This is a genomic window from Streptomyces sp. NPDC049627 (genome assembly GCF_044465645.1).
Classification (GTDB): Bacteria; Actinomycetota; Actinomycetes; order Streptomycetales; family Streptomycetaceae; genus Streptomyces.
The window spans coordinates 374,511-395,529 of sequence record NZ_JBITLW010000005.1 but is presented as its reverse complement, the minus strand read 5'-3'; the positions used below and the strand labels follow the sequence as shown (position 1 = coordinate 395,529).

Sequence of the window (21,019 nt, the reverse complement as noted above, 5' to 3'; positions counted from 1 at the left end):
CCCGATGACAGGTGAGCGGTACGAGCGCCGGCTGCGGGCCGTACGGGTCCGGGCCACGGTCGTCGCCGTGCTCGCCGTCGCCCTCGCCCTGATCGCCGCCGCCGTCGGGCTCGTCGCCGGGCTGCGCACCGAGCTCAGCAATGACGTGCGGGACGCCGCACGGGCGCGCGCCTCGGACGTGGCCCGGGTCATCGAGGCGGGCCGCGGGGTGCCCGCGCCGACCGTGTCCGCGCCCGACGAGGAGTTCCTCCAAGTGATCGCCGCGGACGGCACGGTCGTCGCGGCCAGCGCGAACGTCGAGGGACAGCCCGCGCTCGCCCGGCTGGGCCCCGGCCAGAGCGCCTCCGTCGACACCCCGCTCGACGACGACCCCTTCCTGGTGGTCGCGGTCGCCGCCCGGGACGACGGCCGTGACCTGGTCGTCCTCGACGGACGGGACGCCGCCGGAGTCGCCGAGGCCACGGACACCGTCACCTGGCTGCTGCTCATCGGCCTGCCCGTGCTGCTCGTCCTCGCGGCCGGCGCGACCTGGACGGCCGTCGGCCGCGCCCTGCGCCGCGTGGCCCGCGCCGAGGCCGCGCAGCGCCGGTTCGTCTCCGACGCCTCCCACGAACTGCGCTCCCCCGTGGCCACCGTCCGCCAGCACGCCGAGGTCGCCCTCGCGCACCCCGGGCGCACCGACACCGGCGCCCTGGCCGGGACCGTGCTCGACGAGGCCGTCCGTATGCAGCGCCTCGTCGACGACCTGCTGCTGCTCGCCCGCGCCGACGAGAGCGCCCTGCTGCGGGACGGGCGGCGGCCGGTCGACCTCGACGACCTGGTCCTGGACGAGGTGGGGCGGCTGCGCTCCGCCTCGCCCGGGCTGCGCGTCGACAGCACGGCGGTGGGCGCGGCCCGGGTGACCGGCGACGTGGAGGCGCTCCGGCGCCTGGTCCGCAACCTGGGCGAGAACGCGGCGCGGCACGCCCGCACACGGGTGGCGTTCACGCTGAGGGACGCCGGGGACGGGTGGGCGCGGCTGGTGGTGGAGGACGACGGCCCCGGCGTCCCGGCCGCCGAACGGGCGCGGGTCTTCGACCGGTTCGTACGGCTGGACGAGTCCCGTGCGCGGGGGGAGGGCGGCGCCGGGCTGGGCCTCGCGATCGTCGCGGAGGTGGCGGGGGCGCATCGGGGGCGGGTGGAGGTGGGGGTGAGTGAGGGGTGGGGTGGGGCGCGGTTCGTGGTGGTGTTGCCTTCGGCGGGGGAGTGAGCGGTGGTCGATTGCGCCTAGTAGCTCGGGTGCATCCGTAGTACGGCGGCTGCGGGTGGTTCGTGGTTGCTCGCGCAGTTCCCCGCGCCCCTGGAGGCACGTGCAGTGGACGTCCCCAAGGGGCGCGGGGAACTGCGCGACCAGCCCACGACTACCCGCAGCCGCCCGCGAAGCCGCAACCCGCCCCCCCCATCCGGCGCTTTCTGACACCGCGTTCAGAACCGTTCAGGCGATGTTCAGGGGCGGAGAGAGACCCTCGGCCCATCGGCGAAGCCAACCCGCATCGAGGAGGCCGCCATGAACACGCACCGCAGGATCCTGTGGCCGGGGGCCGTCGTGGGGGCCGTGGTGATGGCCGGCGCCTGCTCCGGAAGCGCGGACGGATCGGTGAAGGCGAGCGCCGGCGACTGCGTGCACGTCGTCGACGAGGACACCGGCAGGACCGGCGAGGACTGCCTTCCGCTCGCGCCCGCGAGCGACCGCGTCGACCTGAGCGAGCCGGCCTTCTCCCACCCGACCCGGATCACGAACCCCCTGCATCCGACCGGCGAGGTCGATCAGGTCGTCATGGGCGGCCAGGAGGGCGACGCGGTGTTCCGCACCGAGGTCAGCACGCTGCGCGGCACCAAGACGATCACCCTCGACGACCGGAAGGTCCAGGCCCTGACGCAGCAGTACGTCGCCTTCGCCGACGGCCGGATCCACGAGGTCGCCCTCGACTGGTACGCCCAGGCCGACGACGGTTCGGTCTGGTACCTCGGCGAGGACGTCTTCAACTACGAGGACGGCGTCGTCGCCGACACGGAGGGCACCTGGCAGGCGGGCCGGGACGGGGCGCCCCCGGCGATGATCATGCCCGCGCATCCGGAGAAGGGGGACGTGTACCGGTCGGAGAACCTGCCCGGCGTCGTCTTCGAGGAGGTGACGGTCAAGGACGTGGACCGGACCGTCGACGGGCCGTACGGGAAGGTCCAGGGCGCGATGACCGTGCGGGAGCTGCACATGGACGGCTCGACCGAGGACAAGACCTTCGCCCCGGGCTACGGCGAGTTCTCCACCGGGAGCGCGAACGGCGACCTGGAGGCGGTGTCGCTCGCCGTGCCCACGGACGCCGTACAGGGGCCGCCGCCACCGGAGTCGGCCGCACTCGACCGGGCGGCACGCGCCGTGCAGGACGGCGAGGTCACCGACGCCGACCTGGACGCGGTGCGGGACGCGTGGACGGCGTACCGCGCATCCGACGCCGTACCGAAGCTGTTGGAGCGGCAGATGACGCGCGACCTCGACATGCTCGACGAGGCCGTCGCCGCGAAGGACGAGGGGGAGACGCTCGGCGCCGCACTGCGGGTGGCCCAGAACACGTCGGACCTGCGGCTGCGCCACGAGCCGGTGCGGACGGCGGACGTGGCCCGGCTCGCCCTGTGGGCACGGCAGCTGGGCATCGACGCGGCGGCCGGGGCCGAGGGCGCGGTCGCGGGTGATGTCACCAGCCTCGAACTCGTCTGGGAGCGGCTGAAGGACCAGGTGCCCAAGGACGGGGCGGCCGCGGTCACGGCCGACCTGCGCGAGGCCCGCGAGGCCGCCGACCGCGGGGACACGGCGGCGGCGCAGCAGGTGGCGCCGGACCTGGCGGAGGCCGTCGCGGGGCTGAGGAGCTGAAGGGCGTGCTCAGCCGGTCGGGTCCAGCTCCATCGGCGCGATCCTGCCCTCCAGCATCGTGCCCAGGCCCTGCACGGCGCAGACGTCGGGCCGCTCGGCGATGTGCACGGGCATGCTGGTGGCCTGCCGCAGCATCTCGTCGAACCCGGGCAGCAGCGCGCTGCCGCCGACCATCATGATCCCGCGGTCGGCGAGGTCGGCGACCAGATCCGGCGGGCAGTCGCGCAGCACCTTGCCGATGCTGTCGAGGACGGCGGTGAGCGGGGTCTGGATGGCGTCCCGTACGGCGGCGGTGTCGACCTGGACGCTGCGGGCGAGACCGGTGCAGACGTCCCGGCCGTGGATCTCGGTGGAGGCGGGCCCGTGGGGGGTGAGCCCGTTCTCGGAGAGCGCGAGCTGCAGCGGCCGTACGCTCTGGCTGGGCAGCATGAGTTCGTGCTCGTGCCGCAGGTGCTGCACGATGGCGTGGTCGACGGCCTCGCCGCCGACCCGGACGCGTTCGGCGGTGACGATGTTGCCGAGGGAGAGCACGGCGACCTCCGTCGCGGCCGCCCCGCACACCATGATCATGCTGGCCTCGGGCTGCTCCACGGGCAGCCCGCAGCCCACGGCGGCGGCGATCAGCGTGTCCACCAGCTCCACGCGCCGCGCCCCGAGCCCGACCAGCGTCTCCATGGCGGCGCGCCGGGCGAGCGGGTCGGGGTTGTGCGGCGTGCAGACCGCGGCGCGCAGGAACGGCTTGCGGCGCAGGGAGCGGCGCATCTTGTCGCCGAGGAGGTGCCGCAGCATCCGCTGCGCCATCTCGATGTCGACGACGGTGCCGCCGGAGACGGGCCGTACGACCCGGATGTAGTCCGGCGTGCGCCCGGTCATCCGCTCCGCGAACTCGCCGACCGCGATGAGGGCGCCGGTCCGGGTGTTGACGGCGGCGGCGGAGGGCTGGTCGACGACGAGCCCGGCGCCCTTCACATAGACGCGGGTCCTGGCCGCCCCCAGGTCGACGGCGAAGTGGCAGCGACGCAGCTGCTCCAGCGTGGCGGTCATGGGGGGTCCTCCCGAGAACGCAGACCATGGGTCCGCCGGGTGGGTGGCGGGCCTCGCTCGGTTGATTCGTGTGTGCGGGGCCGCCGGGTCGGGGCCTCTTACCGCATCGTGCGGGCCGCCGGGAGGGGGGCGCCTTCTGGAGGGGGCCGGGTGGGGTGCGGCTGAATGGGGGGTTCTGGTTCTGATGGGGAGTCAGGTGGGTGTGTCGGGCCGCGGGGAGCGGGCGGCGTCGAGTATGGGGCGGCGAGGACCCCTACCCCTCGACGACGCCCCGGATCACCCCCAGCTCCACCAGGTCCTGCGGCCGGATCCGCAGCTGGTCCGCCGTCGCCTCCACCTCGCCCGGCCCCCGCTTGAGGATCGCCGCGGCCATCTCCGGTGCGATCACCGAGAAGTAACTGTCCGGCGTGGCCCAGGTGTTGCCCGGTGCCGCCAGCGCCAGCGCGCCGCCCGAGCCGCCCTCGCCGATGACCAGCGTGGTGATCGGCGTGCGCGCGGCGGCCACCACGCCGAACAGGTCGGCGATCGCGGCGCCGGCCCCCTGCCGCTCCGCCTCGGCGTCGTTCGCGGCACCCGGCGTGTCCACCAGCGTCAGCACCGGGATGCCGAGCCGGTCCGCGAGGCGGATCAGGCGGGCGGCGGTGCGGTAGCCCGCCGGGCGGGTCGCGGTGCCGGTCTGGGCGGCGTAGGCGACGGTTCGCTCCGCGTGCTCGCCGAACCCGCACAGCATGCCGGCCGTGTCGGCGCCGCCGCAGCGGTCGCCGCTGAGCGAGACGCGGTGGGTGAAGTAGGCGTCCAAGTAGCGGGCAGCGCGGGGGCGTTGGGGCGCACGGGCCCGCTGGACCGCGTCCCAGCCGGTGTCGGGAAGACCCTGGGCGCCGAGGGCGAACGGGGGCGGGGCTGCGGAGTGCTCAGTAGGACGTGCCGCGACAGGCCGTCGATCGTCTGCAGCTTCGTCGTGGCTGGTCGCGCAGTTCCCCGCGTCCCTTGAGGGCGTTGCCGTGCCCGTCAGTCGTCGGGCACCGGGCGCTGTGGGCCCGGAGAGCAAGCGGAGCCACAGCCCCAAGGTCTCCCGCAGCTCCTCCGGCTGTACGACCGCATCCACCGCCCCCGCCGCGAACTGCGCCTCCGCCGTGTACGCCGCCGGATCCGCGTCGGCCGGGCGGACCCGGGAGCCCGCGAAGCCGACCTGGGCGCCGGGCAGGGCGAGGGTCACGTCGGCGCCGGCGCCGAGGGTGGCCCAGCCGCCGCCCGTCGTCGGGTCCCGTAGCACCGCTATCTGGAGGAGCCCGGCCGCACGGGTGAGTGCCGACTGCCGGGCCACACGCTGGAGCTGGGTCAGGGCCAGCATGCCCTCCTGCATGCGGCTGCCGCCGGTGGCCACGAGGGAGACGACCGGCAGGCGGCGGGCGCGGGCGTAGGTGTACGCCGCCTCCAGCCGGTCGCCGGTGCGTTCGCCCAGCGAGCCGCCCAGGAAGCCGAACTCGAACGTGATCAGGACCGCGCGCGTGCCCTCGACGGTGCCGGTGCCGCAGATCACCGACTCCTCCTCGCCCGTGCGCTCGGTGGCGCGGGCGCGCGAGGCGTCGTAGCCGTGCCAGGCGAGGGGGCCGTCGGGGGCGGAGTCCTTCGCGGCGTACCGGAGTTCGGTGAAGTCGTCGGTCACCAGGGCGATGGCCTCCCGGGCGGAGAGGCGGGCCTGGGCGGGCTGCTCAGTCATGGGCCAGCGCCCGCTTCATGATCTTCCCCATGTCGTTGCGGGGGAGCGCGGTGAGGTAGTGGACGGTGCGCGGTCGCTTGTGCGGGGCGAGGCGGTGGGCGACGTGGTCGGCCAACTCGGCGGCCGACGGCGGGGACTGGGGGTCCGCCGGGACCACCCAGGCCACGATCCGCTCGCCCAGGTCCGCGTCCGGCTCCCCGGTGACCGCCGCCTCCCGCACCCCGGGATGTTCGAGGAGCGCGTTCTCGATCTCGCCCGCCCCGATCTTGTAACCCCCGCTCTTGATCAGGTCGGTGGCCTTGCGGCCGACGATGCGGACGTACCCGTCGGGATCGCGCACCGCCATGTCACCGGTGCGGAACCAGCCGTCCGGGGTGAAGGCGGCGGCCGTCGCGTCGGGGCGGTTGAGGTACTCGGTGAACAGGTTCGGGCCGCGCACCTGGATCTCGCCCACGGTCTCGCCGTCGTACGACGCGATCGGCGTCCCGTCCTCCTCCACCAGCCGCAGCCGAACGCCCGGCAGCGGGACGCCGACGGTTCCGGCGCGGGGCTCGCCGTCCGCCCGCACGCTCGTGTTCATCAGCGTCTCCGTCATGCCGTAGCGCTCGACGACCCGCTGCCCGGTCGCGGCCGTGATCCGCTCGTGGTCGTGCACGGGGAGCGCGGCCGAGCCCGAGACCAGCAGGCGGGCCCTGCCCAGCGCCTTCGCCAGCTCCGGCTCCTCGGGGAGCGCCTGGGCGATGCGGTGGTACATCGTCGGCACGCCGAACACCATGGTCGCGCCGTCGTTCAGCTCGCGCGCCACGCCCTCCGTGGTGAACCGGCCCAGGTGCCGTACCGATCCGCCGCGGCGCAGCGGGCCGAGGATGCCGAGGACCAGGCCGTGCACATGGAACAGGGGCAGGCCGTGGACCAGGACGTCGTCGCCGGTCCACTGCCAGGCGTCCGCGAGCGCGTCCAGGGTGACGGCGATCGCCCGGCGGGGGATGACCGCGCCCTTGGGCGGGCCGGTGGTGCCGGAGGTGTAGACGACCAGGGCCGGGTCGGAGTCGGCGGTCTGCTCGTCGGGGCGGGGGCCGGCGGCTCGTACGTCGACGTCCACGCGCGCCAAGTCCCTCAGAGGGGCGGGGAGTTCGTCGCCGGGCGCGGCAAGGACGAGACCTGGCGCGCTGTCGGACAGGATGTGCCCCAGCTCCTTCTCCCCCGACTTCGGGTTGAGCGGCACGGCGGGGATCCCGGCCTCCAGCGCCGCCACCACGGCGACGGCGGTCTCCAGCGTCGGCGTCGCCCAGACGGCCACCCGGCCCGCCCCGCCGATCCGCGCCGCGAGGGCGCCCGAGGCGGCGCCGAGGTTGCCGTAGGTCAGGGAGCGGTCGCCGAACCGCAGGGCGAGCCGGTCGGGCCGGCCGCCGGTCAGGGCCGGGAAGAGAGAGGACACGCGTCGTACTCCTTATCCGTTCTCGTGCTGTTGCCGTACCGGTCCTACCCGAAGCCGTGCACGACCATCACCAGCCACACGACGATCGCGCCGATTTGACATGCTCCTTGAGTTGAAGCCCAGGATTTTGATCTTCCTTCACAGTCGGCGCACACGCCTGCATCGTGGGCTTGAGCACGACCCGGCGCCGTAGGAGATTGATGTCGCTGACCGTGACGGCCAGCTCGTCGCCGGTGCCGGGGACGGCCGGGCCGGCGAGGTCGTCGTTGTGCACCAGCCCCTCGATGCCCTCCGCGACGCGCACGAACACGCCGAACGGGACCACTTTGGTGACCGTGCCCCGGATGACCCGGCCGAGTCCGTCGCGCGCGAACTCCGCCAGCGGGTCCGGGTCCAGGGCCGCGAGCGACAGCCGGACCTGGGGCCGGAACAGTTCGAACGCGAGGACCTCGGCGACGACCTCCTGGCCGACATGGACCACCTCCCCGGGGTGCTCGACGCGGTGCCGGGAGAGTTCGGGGACGGTGACGAAGCCCTCGGTGCCGTCGAGGTCCACGAACACCCCGAAGTCCTGGACGCTGCTGACGACTCCCCGTACGACCTGCCCCTGCTCGAAGTCCCGCCATGTGGTCTCGGTCCCGGCGAGCCGGCGCCTGGTGCCCACGAGCGTGACCAGGTCCTTAGCCAGCGGGACCTGGAGCGTCTCCAGCGCGGGATGCCGCAGCCAGTGCAGCCGGGCCCGGTCCACCTCCCCCTCGTACAGCGGAAGCCAGTCGGTGGCCGGGGTGAAATCGTCGATCACGATCCTGCCGGCGTGGGTGAGGAGCCGGGCCGGGTCGGCCGGGGTGTCGTCCTCGGCCTTGGCCGTGCCGCCCCCGTCCAGCACCAGGAGGTCGTACGGCCCCCGCTCCTCGATCCGCCGCCAGTCGCCGCACAGGACCTCCACCCCGGACCGGTCGGCGAACACCTCGGCGGCGACCCGGGCCCGCTCGGGATCCCGCTCCACGCTGACGAGCCGTACGCCCTCCCTGGCCCCCTCCGCGAGCCAGGCCAGCCCCACCCCGCAGCCCGTGCCCGTCTCGCCGATCAGCGAGTCGGCACCGCCCGCCAGGGCGTGCAGCAGACGGCCCTGCTCCGGGCGGCAGGAGTGGGCGAAGCCGTGGGCGCGGGCCGCCGCGAGGGCTCGTTCGACGAGCGGGGGAAGGTGAAGTGCCTTGTCGTACGCGTCCGTTCCGGAGATCGCCATGTCGCCGATCCTGCCGTACGAACCCGTACGGACGTTCCTGTCAGGCCGCCCTCTCCACCACGTCCGCCACCACACAACTGACGTTGTCCGGCCCGCCGGCCTCGTTCGCCGCGTCGATCAGGGCGTGGACGGCGGTGTCGGGGGCCGGGGCGGAGGTGAGGAGGTGGCGGATGCGGGCGTCGGGGACTACGCCGGAGAGGCCGTCGGAGCACAGGAGGTAGCGGTCGCCCGGGGCGGCGTCCCGGAGGCGGAGGTCCGGGGTCGCGGGGGTGGCCGCGGACAGGGACTTGAGGAGCAGGGCGCGCTGGGGGTGGGTCGTGACCTCCTCCGGCGTCAGGCGGCCCTCGTCGATCAGCGACTGGACCACCGTGTGGTCGTCGGTGATGCGGAAGAGGGCGCCGTCGCGGAGCAGATAGGCGCGGGAGTCGCCGATGTGGACCAGGGCCAGCCGCGAGCCCGTCCACAGCAGGGCCGTCAGTGTCGTGCCGGTGTCCTCCCCGGCACCGTCCGCCGCCGCCTCCCGGACCGCCTCCGTGGCGCCCTGCACCGCCTCCTCCAGCAGGTTCAGGACGTTGCCCGCCGGAAGTTCGGCCGTGTCCAGGAAGCGCAGCGCCTCCACGGCCGCGCTGCTCGCCGGCACGCCCGCGGAGCCGTAGCCGTCGGCCACCGCGAGCAGGCGGGTGCCCGCGTAGGCGGTGTCCTGGTTGGCGGGGCGTACCCGGCCCCGGTCGGAGTGGGCGGCGTAGTGAAGCTCCAGCATGCCTGTGTCCTTCCTCGGTGCTGCGGTGAGCTGGTCGATGAGGAACCCGGCGAGGTCCCGCCGTGCGGCCGTCTCCGTCTCGACCTGCGCCCAGTAGGCGCGGATTTCGCGGGCGGCGTCGGCCCGTCGCAGCGCGCCCACCTGACGGATCCGGGCCAGCGGCATCCCCAGCCGCCGCAGCCACGCCACCAGCCGGGCCCGCTCCAGCTGTTCGACGGCGTAGTACCGGTACCCGGTGTCCGGGTCGACCCGGCGGGGCTTGAGCAGCTCCAGCTCGTCGTAGAGCCGCAACGCCTTCGGCGACAGCCGGCTGGCCTTGGCGAAGGCCCCGATCGTCAGCATGTCCTCGCGCATCCCCGATTCCCTCCGGTTCCCCGCACCGATGCTGTGGCTTCACCGAAGGGGAAGGTCAAGCGCCCTGTCCCGGTTCCGGCGGCGCTTGTTAGCCTGCGAACCGCCCGACCCGCGCCCTGGAGGAATCCGCCGTGCCCCGTACAGCCCTCGTCACCTGCCGTCCCGGCCCCGAGGTCACCGTCGACCGGGACCTTCCCGTGCTGGTGCGGGCACTGCGGGAGGCCGGGGCCGAGGCCGACGCCGTGTACTGGGACGACGACGCCGTCGACTGGGGCGGATACGACCTCGCCGTGATCCGTTCCACCTGGGACTACAGCTGGCGTGCGGCGGAGTTCCTGGCGTGGGCGGAACGGTGCGGCAAGGCGACGCGGCTCGCGAACCCGGCCGGCGTGGTGCGGTGGAACGCCGACAAGCGGTACCTCGGGGATCTCACGGCCGCCGGGGTGCCGGTCGTGCCGACCCGGTACATAGCTCCCGGCGATGCCGTCGACGGCTTTCCGCTCGATCACGAGTACGTCGTCAAGCCCACCTCCGGCGCCGGCGCCCGGTTCGCCGCCCGTTACACACCCGACGACCACGACACGGCCGTACGGCAGCTCGCGCGCATGCACGCGGAGGGGTTCACCGCGATGGTGCAGCCCTACCTCACGAACATCGACGTCAGCGGGGAGCGGGCACTGCAGTTCTACGGCGGCCGCCTGCTGCACGCCAGCCGCAAGGGCGCCGTCCTCACCCCGGGCACGCCCTACGACGAGCGCAAGGTCGCGCACCCCGGCCTCGAACCCTGGACCCCCACCCCGGCCGAACTCGCCGTCGCCGAACGCGCCCTGGCCGCCGTACCGGAGGCCCCCGAGCTGCTGTACGCGCGCGTGGACCTCGTCGACGGGGAGGACGGGCAGCCGCGGGTCATGGAGCTGGAGCTGGTCGAGCCGAACCTGTTCCTGTCGCTGCACCCGGGCTCGGTGCCGGCGGTCAGGGACGCGATCCTGGGAGCGGCCCGGTAGCGACCGGCGGTCAGTCGCCGGACTGCTGCTCGTGCCGGTGGGTGCCGCGCGCCAGCTCCTGCAGAAGCTCGTGCTCGGACTTCCCTGTGTCCTTGGCCATCTTGTGCAGCAGCAGCGCGCACAGGGCCGCGGCGCCGTCCATCAGTGCCTCGGCCGCCGCCGGGTCCTCGCGGCGCCGCTCTGCCACGTACGCCGACAGGAGCTCGTTGCCGGACACGTAGGCGGTCATGAGCTCGATGCCGGTACGGATGCGGTCGTAGTCGCTACTCATGGCCGAACGATCGCACACGCCCGTCGCAGCACACGGTTCAGCCACCGACCGCCACCCGCTGCAGCAGCCCCCAGGTGAACTCCGCGACCACCTCCCGCCGCACTCCCTCCCCGTCCGGCGCGGCGAACGCCAGCCCCCAGCGCGTCGGGGCCGTGCCCTCCAGGGGGCGGGCGGGGGCGAAGGCGCGGGCCGCCTCGTCGACCGTGCAGGACCAGGGGGTGAGGTCGTCGAGGGTGCGCAGGGCCGGTGCCTCGGCTCCCGGGGCGCGGACCAGCCACTCGTTCCAGACCGCGCCGTTCGGGGCCAGCAGCGCCTCGAAGCGCAGGTCGGGCCAGAGCGGGACCGGCCACAGCCAGGCCTCGCACTCCAGGTCGCCGACCTTGCGGGTGACCACGGACTCGGGCGCGCCCAGGACCGAGCGGTACCGGGAGGCGGATCCGCGCGCCCGCGGTGAGCGGACCATCGCCTGCCACCGCTTGTTCGCCTCGCGCATCTCGGCGAGGGAGACGCCCAGGGCTCGGCGGGCGTCCTCCACCAGGCCGGGGTTGTGGTCGGCCATGCGGCGCAGCAGCACCAGCTGGAAGTGGAGCGGGGTGAAGGGGCCGGCGGGGTTGGTTCCGCCGCTAGCGGCGTGCTTTCCGGAGGGCATGCGCTCCATCGTCGCCGACCGGGCGGCGGCCGTCGGGGAGAAAGAGCACCGAATTGACGTACCGCGGGCCACGGAACGGCAGCACGCGGCGCAGCAGGCCCCGGGTGACGACGTGGGCGGCCTCCGCCTGGTGCTCCTCCAGCGGGAAGGCGGAGAGGGGCAGCCAGTCGCGGCCGGGCAGCACCCAGCCGTCGTAGCCGAGCAGCGACAGATACGTCACCACCGGGCCGATCGGCTGGATACGGGACTCCAGCTCGACGAACAGGGCGGGCCGGTCGCGGGCCAGGATGCCGGTCGCGCCGCGCAGCACCGCGAGCTCGCTGCCGTCCACGTCGACCTTGACGAACCCGACGTCCTTGAGACCGAGTTCGTCGAGGGTGACACAGCTGACCGGCAGTGCCGTGGCGTGGATGTTCCGGCGGACCAGGGAGGACACCCCCCGGTCGCCCGCGTCGTGCGGCGGCAGCCAGAGCCGGGCCGCGCCGGGGCGCTCGGCCGCCGCGGCCTGTACGACCCGGACGTTGGGCGGAGCCGTCGCCGCCAGGAGCCGCGCCAGATGAGGGACCGGTTCCACGGTCACCACCCGGCGCGCCCGCCTCGACAGGCGCCGCGTCCACGGGCCGTACCACCCGCCGACGTCGACGGCCGTGCCGCACCCGTCGGGACACAGGTCCGCCAGCCGGGCCAGCTCCGGCTCGAAGCGCGGGTACACGGCCCGGGCGACGGCGGCGACCAGGCGGGTGGGCAGCAGAGGGGCGATGTGCGCAGCCAGGGTCATGGGGCCATCCGTTGGAGAAGTTCCTCGTGCTCGTCGTCGGAGACCTGCTCCCCGGAGGCCGGCAGCAGCTGGGGGATGCCGTCGACGATCGGGTAGCGCCGGTGCAGGCGCGGGTTGTAGAGCGCCTCGGCCGGCGCCTGAGCGGCGTCCGGCCCGTCCGGTACGACGAGGTGCAGCGGGCCCTTGTCGAGCGGGCACGCCAGGATCTGCAGGAGCGGGTCGTCGGGTTTCATGGTGGGGTCAACTCCTTGGCTCCTACGGGTGGTTGGGGAGACTGCGCGGGAGGGTCGTGCCGCGGCATCGACAGCAGTACGGCGACGGCGAGCGCCGTACCCGCGACCCGCAGCGCCAGCCGCAGCGGGTCCTCGGGCAGCGCCTCGCCGAACGACAGCGTGCCGAGCACGGCCGTGTACAGGCAGGTCACGGTCGTACACACCGGCACGATCAGTGAGGCCCGGCAGCGCTGCAGCGCCGCCTGCGACATGACCAGCCCGAACGCGCCGGTGAAGAGGAGGAGGTACGGGTACGGGGAGCGGAGGAGACCGAGGAGCGCGCCGCCGATCGCGCTGGTCGTCAGATAGCTCGACACCCCTTTGATGGCGAGTGAGCTCACCCCGTACAGCAGTCCCACCGCCACGCCGTACTCGACGCCGGTCGTCGGCAGCCGGTGCCGGTGCCGGGTCCGGCGCTCGGCGGAGTTGTACAGCCACACGCCCGCCGCCAGCGACGGCACGCACACCAGCAGGATCAGCGGGTACGGGGCGGCCTCGCTGACCGTCTCCGAACCTTCCCGCAGCGACAGCACGACCATCAGCAGCGCGGCGAGGATCGCGCCGAGCGCGTACCGCTCCCGCCCGCTGGTCTCCTCGCCCAGCAGCCGCGCGGAGAGCAGGACGAGGAGGACCAGCCCGGACACGAAGATGCCCTGGGCCGCGGCGATCGGCAGCGTGCGGTAGACGACGAGCTGGGCGCCGAAACCGGCGGCGAGGGAGAGCGAACCGCCGATCCACAGGGGGCTGCCGAGCACCAGCCGCAGCAGGCGGGCGGGTTGCCGGATACTCACCTGCGGCAGTGCGGTGAGCGCCCGTTTCTCCAGGACGAAACCGAGGCTGTACAGGGTGTTCGCCATGAGGGCCGCGGCCACTCCCCACCACATGGACACGCCCCTTACGTCCGTCGTGCGTGCAGCAGCAGGATCGACGCCAGGGACGGTCTGGCGCAGGCCAGCCGGTCGAGGGAGCGCAGGGGGCGCGGTACGCCGTGGAAGGGCGCGCCCGCCAGGCGTACGACCTCGAAGCCGGACGCGGCCACGAACTCGCGCAGCGCGCGGGCGGTGTAGAGCCGCAGATGCCCCACGACCTCCCGCCCCGGCCGCCCGTGGATCGCCCGCAGGCTGACCTCCGAGAACACCGGCTGCACCCCGGCCAGCAGCAGGCCGCGGTTGTACCAGGCGGCCAGGTTCGGGGTGGAGAGCATGAGGTGGCCGCCGGGGCGGAGCACGCGGCGGATCTCGTCCAGGGCGGCGTCCGGGTCGACGAGGTGCTCGATGACCTCGCTGAACAGCACGGCGTCCGCCGCGGCCGTCCTGAACGGCAGTCCGCCGTCGGTGAGTTCCCCGCGGACGGCGTACGGGATCCGGGTGCGGGCCCGTCGCAGGGCGTCCTGGGACCAGTCGACGCCGATGACGCGGTGGCCGGGGAGGAAGGGGGCGGCGGTGGCCGCCGCGGTGCCGTCGCCGCAGCCGATGTCGAGGATCGTGCCGGGGCGGTCGGTGGAGGCCGCTCCCAGGGCCTCGGCGAGCATGCGGGCCTGGCGGCGGCTGCGGGGGGTGCCGGAGGCGACGGGGACGGCGGGGTTCTCGTAGAAGTCGCGCAGTCCCGGGGGTTTCACGGAGGAGGTCGTGGACGTCGTGGTCACGGGGTCACCTCCGTGGTGTGCAGATAGTGCTCGAAGAGGTCCCGCAGATGGGCGCCGTCGCCGTGGCCGAGCAGAGCCCGCGACCAGCGCAGGGCGAGGTGGAGGCGGCCCGCCGTGGAGGCGGTGGTGACGGTCAGGCCGCGGGGCATGCGGGCGGGCGCCGAGAACCACACGGCGTGCGCCCGGCCCGCCTCCTCGCCGAAGTCCAGCGGGTACGGGATACGGCCGATGTTGCTGAGCAGGGTCGTCGAGGTCCAGGGTGCGGCGGCTCTGCGCAGTCCGCGGGTGAGGGCGGCGCGGACGGCGACGGGGGCCCACGGGGCGGTGAGGAGGGAGGCGCCGTGGCCGAGCTGGGGGCGGGGCAGGGACTTGAGGGCGCGGGTGCGCAGTGCCGTGCTGCTCAGCAGGCCCGGCATGTCGTCGTCGGCCCGCTCCAACTCGTCGGGGATGAAGGGGACTTCGACCAGTCGTGTGCCGTTGCCGATGGGCATGGTGGCGTCTCGGGGGCGGTCGTCCACGGGCATGGTGATGCGCAGGGGGCGGGGGAGGGCGCCGTGTTCTCTGTTCCAGTGGGCGATGGTCAGGGCGGTGGTGACCATGAGCTGGTCGTTGACCGTGTAGGGGGAGCCCTTGGGGCGGTGCGGGAGGGGGAGTTCGGTGACGAGCATGCCGTTGCCGGGGGAGGGTTCCGGGGTGCCTTGCGCCACCCGCGCGGGGTGGGACCAGTTGGAGGGGGTGTCCTCGGGGGGCGGGGGCGCTTCGGAGGTGCTGCGGGTCGGGGGTGCGGCGGGGGAGTTGTCCTTGCCGCCGTACAGCTCCGCGGCGGTGGCGAGGACGCGGAGGCAGGCGGGGCCGTCCAGGGCGGTGTGGTTGATGGTCAGGAAGAGGACGGTCCCTTTCGGCACCCGGCCGGCGCGGGCAAGCGACCCGACCCCGCGCGCACCCTCACCGGACGTACGCATCTCATCCACAGCATCCATGGCCTCGCTGCCCTCGACCGGCCCGCCTCCCTCCACCACCTCCACCCTGATCGGCGGCGACAGCGACAGCGGCGGTGCCTCCGTCAGCGCCCGGGTCCGCGCATCCCGCAGTGCGTCCCTCCCCGGCGCCGGAAAGGTCACCACCTCCACATCCGGCTCCGCCGTCAGCTCCCACTCGTACCGGCGCCGGTACCACCGCCCCGGCGCCTCCCGCATGAGGATCCGCGGATGCCTCCGCAACGCCTCGGCGAACGCCGTCCGCAAGCGGTCCGGATCCAGCCGCCCCGGCAGATGGACCTCGATGTGGACCGTCTCCGGCTCCTCCTCCTGGAGGCAGTGCCGGGCGACCTCGTCCACGACGGGAAACGGGACGCGTACCGGCGGCCGCAGGGGGCCCTCGGCGCGTGCGGGCTGCTGCAGTGCGGTCATGTGGCCTCGCCCTTCCCCGTGTCCTGCGGTCCCGGCGCGTCCTCGGAGCGGCTCGCCCGGAACCTCGGCTTGCTGAACCTGATGCGGGCGGTCGGCGGATCGGGGTCCGGTCCGCCGGGGCCGCGCGCGGAGACGGTCGGCCCGGAGTCGGTGCGGGCAGCCGTGGCATCGGGGGAACCAACCGCCCTCGACCCGCCGGGCCCGACCCCGGCGGGTCCGGGCGAGGCGGCTCCCGCAGGGCTGGGGGGCGCGGATTCCCTTGGTCCGGAGGGTGTGGTCCCCGGTCCGGGAGACGCGGGTCCCCTCGGGCCGGGAGACGCGGGTCCCCCCGGTCCGGGAGACGTGGGTCCCCTTGGTCCGGAGGTCGTGGCTCCTGCGGGGCTGGAGGTCGTGGCTCCTGCGGGGCTGGAGGTCGTGGCTCCTGCGGGGCTGGGGGGCGCGGCTTCCCTTGGTCCGGAGGGTGTGGTCCCCGGTCCGGGAGACGCGGGTCCCCTCGGGCCGGGGGGCGCGGCTCCCGCAGGACCAGAAGACGCGGCCGCCGTCGAGCCGAGAGGCTCGGTCCCCAGCGCGCTCTGCCCCCGCTCCCGCTGCGGCAGGTCCGGCAACGGCCGCGTCGGCGCCTCAGCAGCGGGCACGCCGACCGCCGCCTCCCGCTCCCGCACACTCACCACGCCCGCGAACAACCCGACCAGCGCCAGCAGTTGAGCCGCAGGCCCGAACGCGCCCGCCCCGGCCCCCACCGGCTCCCCGGCCCCGACGGCCGCGGCGACTCCCGCCCCCGCGAGGGCCACGACCGCGACCGGCACCAGCAGCGCATGCCGTCGCAAGGCCACCACCGCCAGTACCGGCACCAGCAGCGCGAACCACCCGGCGACGAACACGCCCACCACGGTCACGGCCACCGTGCCGAGCCACAGCCCGGGCAGCGGCGGAGCGGCCTGCGGCCCGTCGGGATTCGGGGCGCGCCGGCGCCACAGCGCCAGCCCGGCCAGCAGGGCGATCGCCACCGCGCTGCCGATCAGCCCGGCCTCGTACGTCGTCGCCGGTTCGTACGACAGCTCGACCGTGCCGCCGGCGCCCGCCGGGATCCGCCAGCCCTGCTGCCAGCCGTCCAGCCGTACCGGCGTCAGTTCCTTGCCGTTCAGCGTGGCGTGCCAGCCGTCGTTGAAGTTCTCGTACGTCGTCAGGTAGCTCGCCGCGCCCGACCCGACGGTCACCGCGCGCCGGTCGCCGAGCCAGTCCCGTATCCCCAGCTCACGCGCCGCCGCCGCGCTGTCGGCGACCGTGCCGCGGGTCAGCGTCACGTCGGTCACCGCGAGGGGCCCGGCGTCTCCGGCCTCGACCTGATGGTCACCGGCCGTCAGCCGCAACTCGGCGTCGTCACGCCCGCGCTGACAGAGCGTCACGTCCACCCGTCGCCGCTCGACGAGATCCCGTACCGTCCCCCGCACACTGGTCCGGTACAGCTCACCGTCCACCGAGACGACCGGCCCCTTGCCGCACGGCAGCGAGAAGGACCGGGCGGCCCGCGGCTGGGGGGTGCGGTACTGGTCGAGGGCCGGGACGTAGGCCTCGGTCAGACCCACGGGCAGCCGGAGATCCTCGCCCACCATCGGGTTGTAGAGGGTCAGCGGCGCCGTCTCGGTGATCGTGATGTCCAGCCGGTCGGTGGTGATCGGCGGGAAGCGGACGTTGCCGTTCTCGTCGACACCCGCGATCGCCGCGCCGTCCGGGGAGCTGATGTGCACCTGGGTCGGGCGGGTGGACAGGCCCCCGGCCGGCGCCAGCACGATCTCTCCCACTGCCTGCTTTCCGGGCCAGCGCAGATGGATCGTGGGCCGGTCGCCCGCGATCCACGCCGTGGTCAGGTCGCCGTCGGTGAGGTTGCGCGGCGACAGGCCCGCCCCCAGCCGTGCCGTGGAGTCGGCGGTGGCGACGATCCGGTTCTGCTGGTCCGGAGCCACCTCGTACAGCAGCCTGTCCAGCTCCTCGCCGGCCACCGGCACCGCGCTCGCCCGCACCTCGTACGTTCCCGCGGTCGACGTCGTGAAGCGCCGGTGCAGCCCGGCTTCCGTACCCGTCGGCGACAGCCCGGTCGGGTCGGCCGTACGGGACAGGGAGACGATGTCGGCGGCGGCGCCGGAGTCCCCGGCGTCGGTGGGCAGCCGCAGCAGCCGGGTCACCTGTACGTCCGGCAGACCGATCTCGGAGAAGCCCGCGCCGGTGAGGCCGGGCCGCCGGGACACGGAGTCCGTGATCGTCAGTTTCATCCAACTCGTCGCGCCCGCGGGCGCCTTGACGGTCTGCGTCGATCCGTCCGGCCGGAGGAAGGAGCTCACCGCCCCCTTCTCCGTCTCGACCCGCACCCGCGTGGGCGCCTCCCGCACACCTTCCTGCGGCAGCGGCGTGACCTTGAACGACGACGGCATCTCGTACGACCCGCCCGCGAACGCGATCCGCAGCCACTCCCCGTCCGGCGAACCCTCCGCGCCCTCGGTCCACGCCGTGTCCGGGTTCCCGTCGAAGGCGTTCACCGGGTCGAACTGCGGCAGATGGAAGAGCCAGCTGCCGTACGACGACGCGGTCACCGACCGTGCGCCGCGCAGCTCGGCCACCGTCTGGTGGTCGAGCCCGGTCGTGGGCAGGATCTGGTGCGGTTTCTCACCCGCGTCCTGGGCGGCGTCGGACGCGTTGCGCTCGCCGCGGGTGTACGTGTACGAGGTGTTGGCGTTGATCAGCCCGAACCGCGTGTCCGCGCGCCGGAGCCCGTCGCCGACCACCTGGACCGGCGGTGAGCCGAGCCCGGGATGGTTGTCGCCGGTCAACACGCTTGCCCTGCCCCGCAGTTCGGAGGCCAGCGGCAGCAGCGCCTCCGGACCGCCGGAGACGACGGCCGTGTCCGCGACCGGCTGCAGCCCGGCCTGGTGCGGGCGCGGCACGTCCTCGCTCACCGGCTTGTAGATCTCCACCGCCCGCTGCCGCGGATACAGCCCCTCCACCGGGAGCGGGGTGTCCGGGGCGATCGTCCCCCCGGTCATGACCGGCCCGAGGCCCGTCACCCGCTCGTACCCGGACTGCTCCAGGGTCCGCTTGACGGTCGTCGTAGGGACCTGGCCGATCTGGTCGGGATCGAGGTCGTTGCGGACGACGACGTAGTAGATCCCCGCCCGGCTCAAGTAGTCGGCCAGCCCGGGAACTTGGCCGCCGCTCGTCAGCGCCTGCTGCACGGCGTCCATGGCGCGCCGGTTGCCGGGCGTGCCGAAGGGGACGTAGTCCCGCTGCGCCCAGCGCGAGTCGGCGACGACGTCCAGGGGCTGGTCGATGGTCGAGCCCCAGGTGTAGATGCCGTGCGCGGTCGCGGGGACGACGAGGACGCGGGCGTCGGGGGAGTACTTCTCCATCCAGTCGGCCGTGGCCTGCCAGTACTTGGGGATCTGCGTGAAGGAACCCGGGTTGAGGATCGAGCCGTTGAGGTACGGCCACATCAGTCCCGGCAGCACCAGCACCGCCGCGATCAGGGGCGCGAACCGCCGCCCCCGCACCGGCCGCGCCCCGCGCGCCTGCGCGGCCACCCCCAGCAGATGGGCGAGACCCAGCACCAACGCGAGCGCGAGCCCGGTCTGGAACTTGTAGATGTTCCGGAAGGGGACGAGCCCGCCGTCCAGCCAGTCCTGCACCACGCCGTGGAAGGGCGCGCCGAACGCCCCGCCGTACCCCGCGAGCAGGATCGGCGCGACCGTCACCACGGTCAGTACCAGCCACCGCCGCTCCGGCATGTCCCGCCGGGCCAGTCCCGCGAGGCCCAGCCCGGCCGCGAGCGCCGAGCAGACGATCACGACGACGGACGAGGCGACGGTCCACCCGGCCGGCAGCCAGGCGTCACCGAAGTGCAGATAGGCCACCCAGTTCCCGGCGCCGCGCAGGGCCTCGGTCGCCGACATGGTCTCGGTCGTGGTCTGCGCGCTCTCCACGTAGGGCAGGAAGTTCTCCCCGTAGGCGCCGAGCAGCAGCAGCGGCACCACCCACCAGGCGGTCGCCAGGACGACACCCGGCACCCACCACCCGATCAGCTTCCGCTGCCGCGGCCCCGGCGGACGGGAGAGGAGATACAGCCCGACGGGGAGCAGCGAGGCCAGCGTGGAGGCGGCGTTGACACCGCCCATGAACGGAATGATCAGCGCCGAGCGCAGGGCGGCGACCCGGGCGGCGTACCGCTCGTTCGTCAACGGCAGCAGCACCCACGGCAGGAACGCACCCGGCAGCGCGGCAGCCGACGTGGATCCGACGACGATGGTGAAGACGGGCCACAGCGCATACGCGACGGCGCCGAGGAGCCGCGACCCCCCGCTCCCCACCCGCAGCCGCTCGGCCAGCCGCAAGGCCCCCCAGAACGCCACCGACACGATCAGCGACAGCCACAACCGCTCCGCCAGCCACACCGGCAGCCGCACGGCATCGGCCAGCCAGTAGAACGGCAGCATCGGCCACAGATAGCCCGCGTACTGGTCCTGGATCCCGCCGAAACTGCCCTCGTCGTGCCACAACTGCCCCAGGTCGGCGAGGAACTGCCCCGGATCGACGGTCACACCCAGCTTGGTGTCGAAGGTCTGCCGCCCCGGCTGCACCACCAGCAACAGCACGAACACCACGGCCCAGAACCCCAGCAGCCAGCGCCGCGACCGCGGGCCCTCCGGCGGCCCCGAGGTGGGTGCGGGAGCGGGCACGGCTGCCGGGGGAGGAGCCTGGACCGTGGTCGTCGTCATGGTGGACACCGCCTGAGGATGAGGAGGAGGTTCCAGGTGGCGAACTCGCGCAGGCCCGGCGCTTTCACGACGGTCTCCGCGAGGAACGGCCAGTAGCGGGAGCGCGCCGAGACGATCTCCACGTCGTCGCGGGCACGCACCTGCCGCAAGGTGCTGCCGATGTGCACGGCGAAGAGGTTCTCGCCGAGGGTGTGCTTGGCGTCCCGCCCGGTACGCCGCCGGTACCGGGCACGGGCCCGCTCGGCGCCGAAGTAGTGCCAGGGGGCCCACTCATGACCGCCCCAGGGGGACAGCCAGTTGGTGAACGACACATAGATCAGCCCACCGGGCCGCGTCACCCGCGCCAGCTCACTCAGGAACGTCTGCGGATCGGCCACATGCTCCAGCACATTGGAGGAGAAGGCGACGTCGGCGACCCCGTCGGCCAGCGGCAGCAGATACCCATCGGCGACGACGGCCGCCTCGGGCGGCTTCTCGCCCAGTTCCCGCAGGTCCGGCTCGAACAGAAAGGCTTGCGCACCGCGCCGCCGGAACTCCTCGGTGAAGTACCCGCTGCCCCCGCCGACGTCGATGACGGTACGTCCGACGAGGGGCCCGCCGTAGGCCTCGACCTGGTCGGCCGCGTCGCGGGCGAGGAGCGAGTAGCAGGATTCGGGATCGTCCTGCTCATGCATGAACGCACGGAAGAGAGCAACCGACCGCCGAAACGAGGGGTCCTTGACAGCGCCGGATGCGGGCATGCCCCTGAAGGGGCGCGG

The 21,019-nt window shown here is 73.9% G+C and carries 17 protein-coding genes; 3 read left to right on the top strand and 14 right to left on the bottom strand.

Annotated features, from left to right (window positions below):
* The first annotated feature begins 4 nt into the window (after positions 1 to 4).
* Together ACIBU0_RS16305 and ACIBU0_RS16300 are read left to right on the top strand one after the other, a co-directional pair.
* Entirely contained in the window at positions 5 to 1,249 is a 1,245-nt protein-coding gene (locus tag ACIBU0_RS16305) for a sensor histidine kinase (RefSeq protein WP_398817901.1), read from the top strand.
* Between the two features lie 297 nt (positions 1,250 to 1,546).
* On the top strand, positions 1,547 to 2,908 hold the full coding sequence (locus ACIBU0_RS16300; protein WP_398817898.1) for a hypothetical protein: 1,362 nt from the start codon (positions 1,547 to 1,549) through the stop codon (positions 2,906 to 2,908).
* A 9-nt stretch (positions 2,909 to 2,917) separates the two neighbouring features.
* On the opposite strand, the gene ACIBU0_RS16295 is transcribed toward ACIBU0_RS16300, so the two are convergent.
* From ACIBU0_RS16295 to ACIBU0_RS16275, 5 genes are all read right to left on the bottom strand, one after another.
* A complete protein-coding gene (locus ACIBU0_RS16295; protein ID WP_398817895.1) occupies positions 2,918 to 3,952 on the bottom strand; it encodes a rod shape-determining protein in 1,035 nt (344 codons plus the stop codon).
* Between the two features lie 253 nt (positions 3,953 to 4,205).
* Positions 4,206 to 5,672, bottom strand: a complete 1,467-nt coding sequence (locus tag ACIBU0_RS16290) for a carboxyl transferase domain-containing protein (RefSeq protein ID WP_398817893.1) — start codon at positions 5,670 to 5,672, stop codon at positions 4,206 to 4,208.
* Positions 5,665 to 7,110: an acyl-CoA synthetase gene (locus ACIBU0_RS16285; protein WP_398817890.1), complete on the bottom strand. Its 1,446-nt coding sequence runs from the start codon at positions 7,108 to 7,110 to the stop codon at positions 5,665 to 5,667. Before ACIBU0_RS16285 ends, ACIBU0_RS16290 begins: the two co-directional genes overlap by 8 nt.
* A gap of 67 nt (positions 7,111 to 7,177) precedes the next feature.
* Positions 7,178 to 8,356: a S1 RNA-binding domain-containing protein gene (locus ACIBU0_RS16280; RefSeq protein ID WP_398817888.1), complete on the bottom strand. Its 1,179-nt coding sequence runs from the start codon at positions 8,354 to 8,356 to the stop codon at positions 7,178 to 7,180.
* Between the two features lie 40 nt (positions 8,357 to 8,396).
* Positions 8,397 to 9,470: a MerR family transcriptional regulator gene (locus ACIBU0_RS16275; protein ID WP_398817885.1), complete on the bottom strand. Its 1,074-nt coding sequence runs from the start codon at positions 9,468 to 9,470 to the stop codon at positions 8,397 to 8,399.
* Positions 9,471 to 9,601: 131 nt separating this feature from the next.
* On the opposite strand from ACIBU0_RS16275, the gene ACIBU0_RS16270 reads away from it, so the two are divergent.
* Entirely contained in the window at positions 9,602 to 10,474 is an 873-nt protein-coding gene (locus ACIBU0_RS16270; protein WP_398817882.1) for a RimK family alpha-L-glutamate ligase, read from the top strand.
* Positions 10,475 to 10,484: 10 nt separating this feature from the next.
* On the opposite strand, the gene ACIBU0_RS16265 is transcribed toward ACIBU0_RS16270, so the two are convergent.
* Genes ACIBU0_RS16265 through ACIBU0_RS16225 form a run of 9 tightly spaced genes read right to left on the bottom strand, consistent with a single transcriptional unit; the run spans position 10,485 to position 21,001 of the window.
* Complete coding sequence (locus ACIBU0_RS16265) at positions 10,485 to 10,745, bottom strand: hypothetical protein (RefSeq protein ID WP_398817880.1); 261 nt, start codon at positions 10,743 to 10,745, stop codon at positions 10,485 to 10,487.
* Positions 10,746 to 10,782: 37 nt separating this feature from the next.
* Positions 10,783 to 11,394, bottom strand: a complete 612-nt coding sequence (locus ACIBU0_RS16260; protein WP_398817877.1) for a hypothetical protein — start codon at positions 11,392 to 11,394, stop codon at positions 10,783 to 10,785.
* On the bottom strand, positions 11,369 to 12,172 hold the full coding sequence (locus ACIBU0_RS16255) for an FkbM family methyltransferase (protein ID WP_398817870.1): 804 nt from the start codon (positions 12,170 to 12,172) through the stop codon (positions 11,369 to 11,371). Before ACIBU0_RS16255 ends, ACIBU0_RS16260 begins: the two co-directional genes overlap by 26 nt.
* A complete protein-coding gene (locus ACIBU0_RS16250) occupies positions 12,169 to 12,405 on the bottom strand; it encodes a Trm112 family protein (RefSeq protein ID WP_398817867.1) in 237 nt (78 codons plus the stop codon). The genes ACIBU0_RS16255 and ACIBU0_RS16250 overlap by 4 nt, the downstream gene beginning before the upstream one ends.
* Positions 12,402 to 13,316, bottom strand: coding sequence for a hypothetical protein (locus ACIBU0_RS16245; protein WP_398818312.1), 915 nt, complete (start codon positions 13,314 to 13,316; stop codon positions 12,402 to 12,404). Before ACIBU0_RS16245 ends, ACIBU0_RS16250 begins: the two co-directional genes overlap by 4 nt.
* Before the next feature lie 23 nt (positions 13,317 to 13,339).
* Positions 13,340 to 14,089 (bottom strand): class I SAM-dependent methyltransferase, encoded by a 750-nt coding sequence (locus ACIBU0_RS16240; protein WP_398817864.1) that lies wholly within the window; start codon positions 14,087 to 14,089, stop codon positions 13,340 to 13,342.
* Positions 14,086 to 15,498 (bottom strand): condensation protein, encoded by a 1,413-nt coding sequence (locus ACIBU0_RS16235; RefSeq protein WP_398817861.1) that lies wholly within the window; start codon positions 15,496 to 15,498, stop codon positions 14,086 to 14,088. The genes ACIBU0_RS16240 and ACIBU0_RS16235 overlap by 4 nt, the downstream gene beginning before the upstream one ends.
* Positions 15,495 to 20,261, bottom strand: a complete 4,767-nt coding sequence (locus ACIBU0_RS16230; RefSeq protein ID WP_398817858.1) for an alpha-(1->3)-arabinofuranosyltransferase family protein — start codon at positions 20,259 to 20,261, stop codon at positions 15,495 to 15,497. The genes ACIBU0_RS16235 and ACIBU0_RS16230 overlap by 4 nt, the downstream gene beginning before the upstream one ends.
* Positions 20,258 to 21,001, bottom strand: coding sequence for a class I SAM-dependent methyltransferase (locus tag ACIBU0_RS16225; protein ID WP_398817855.1), 744 nt, complete (start codon positions 20,999 to 21,001; stop codon positions 20,258 to 20,260). Before ACIBU0_RS16225 ends, ACIBU0_RS16230 begins: the two co-directional genes overlap by 4 nt.
* Positions 21,002 to 21,019: the final 18 nt, after the last annotated feature.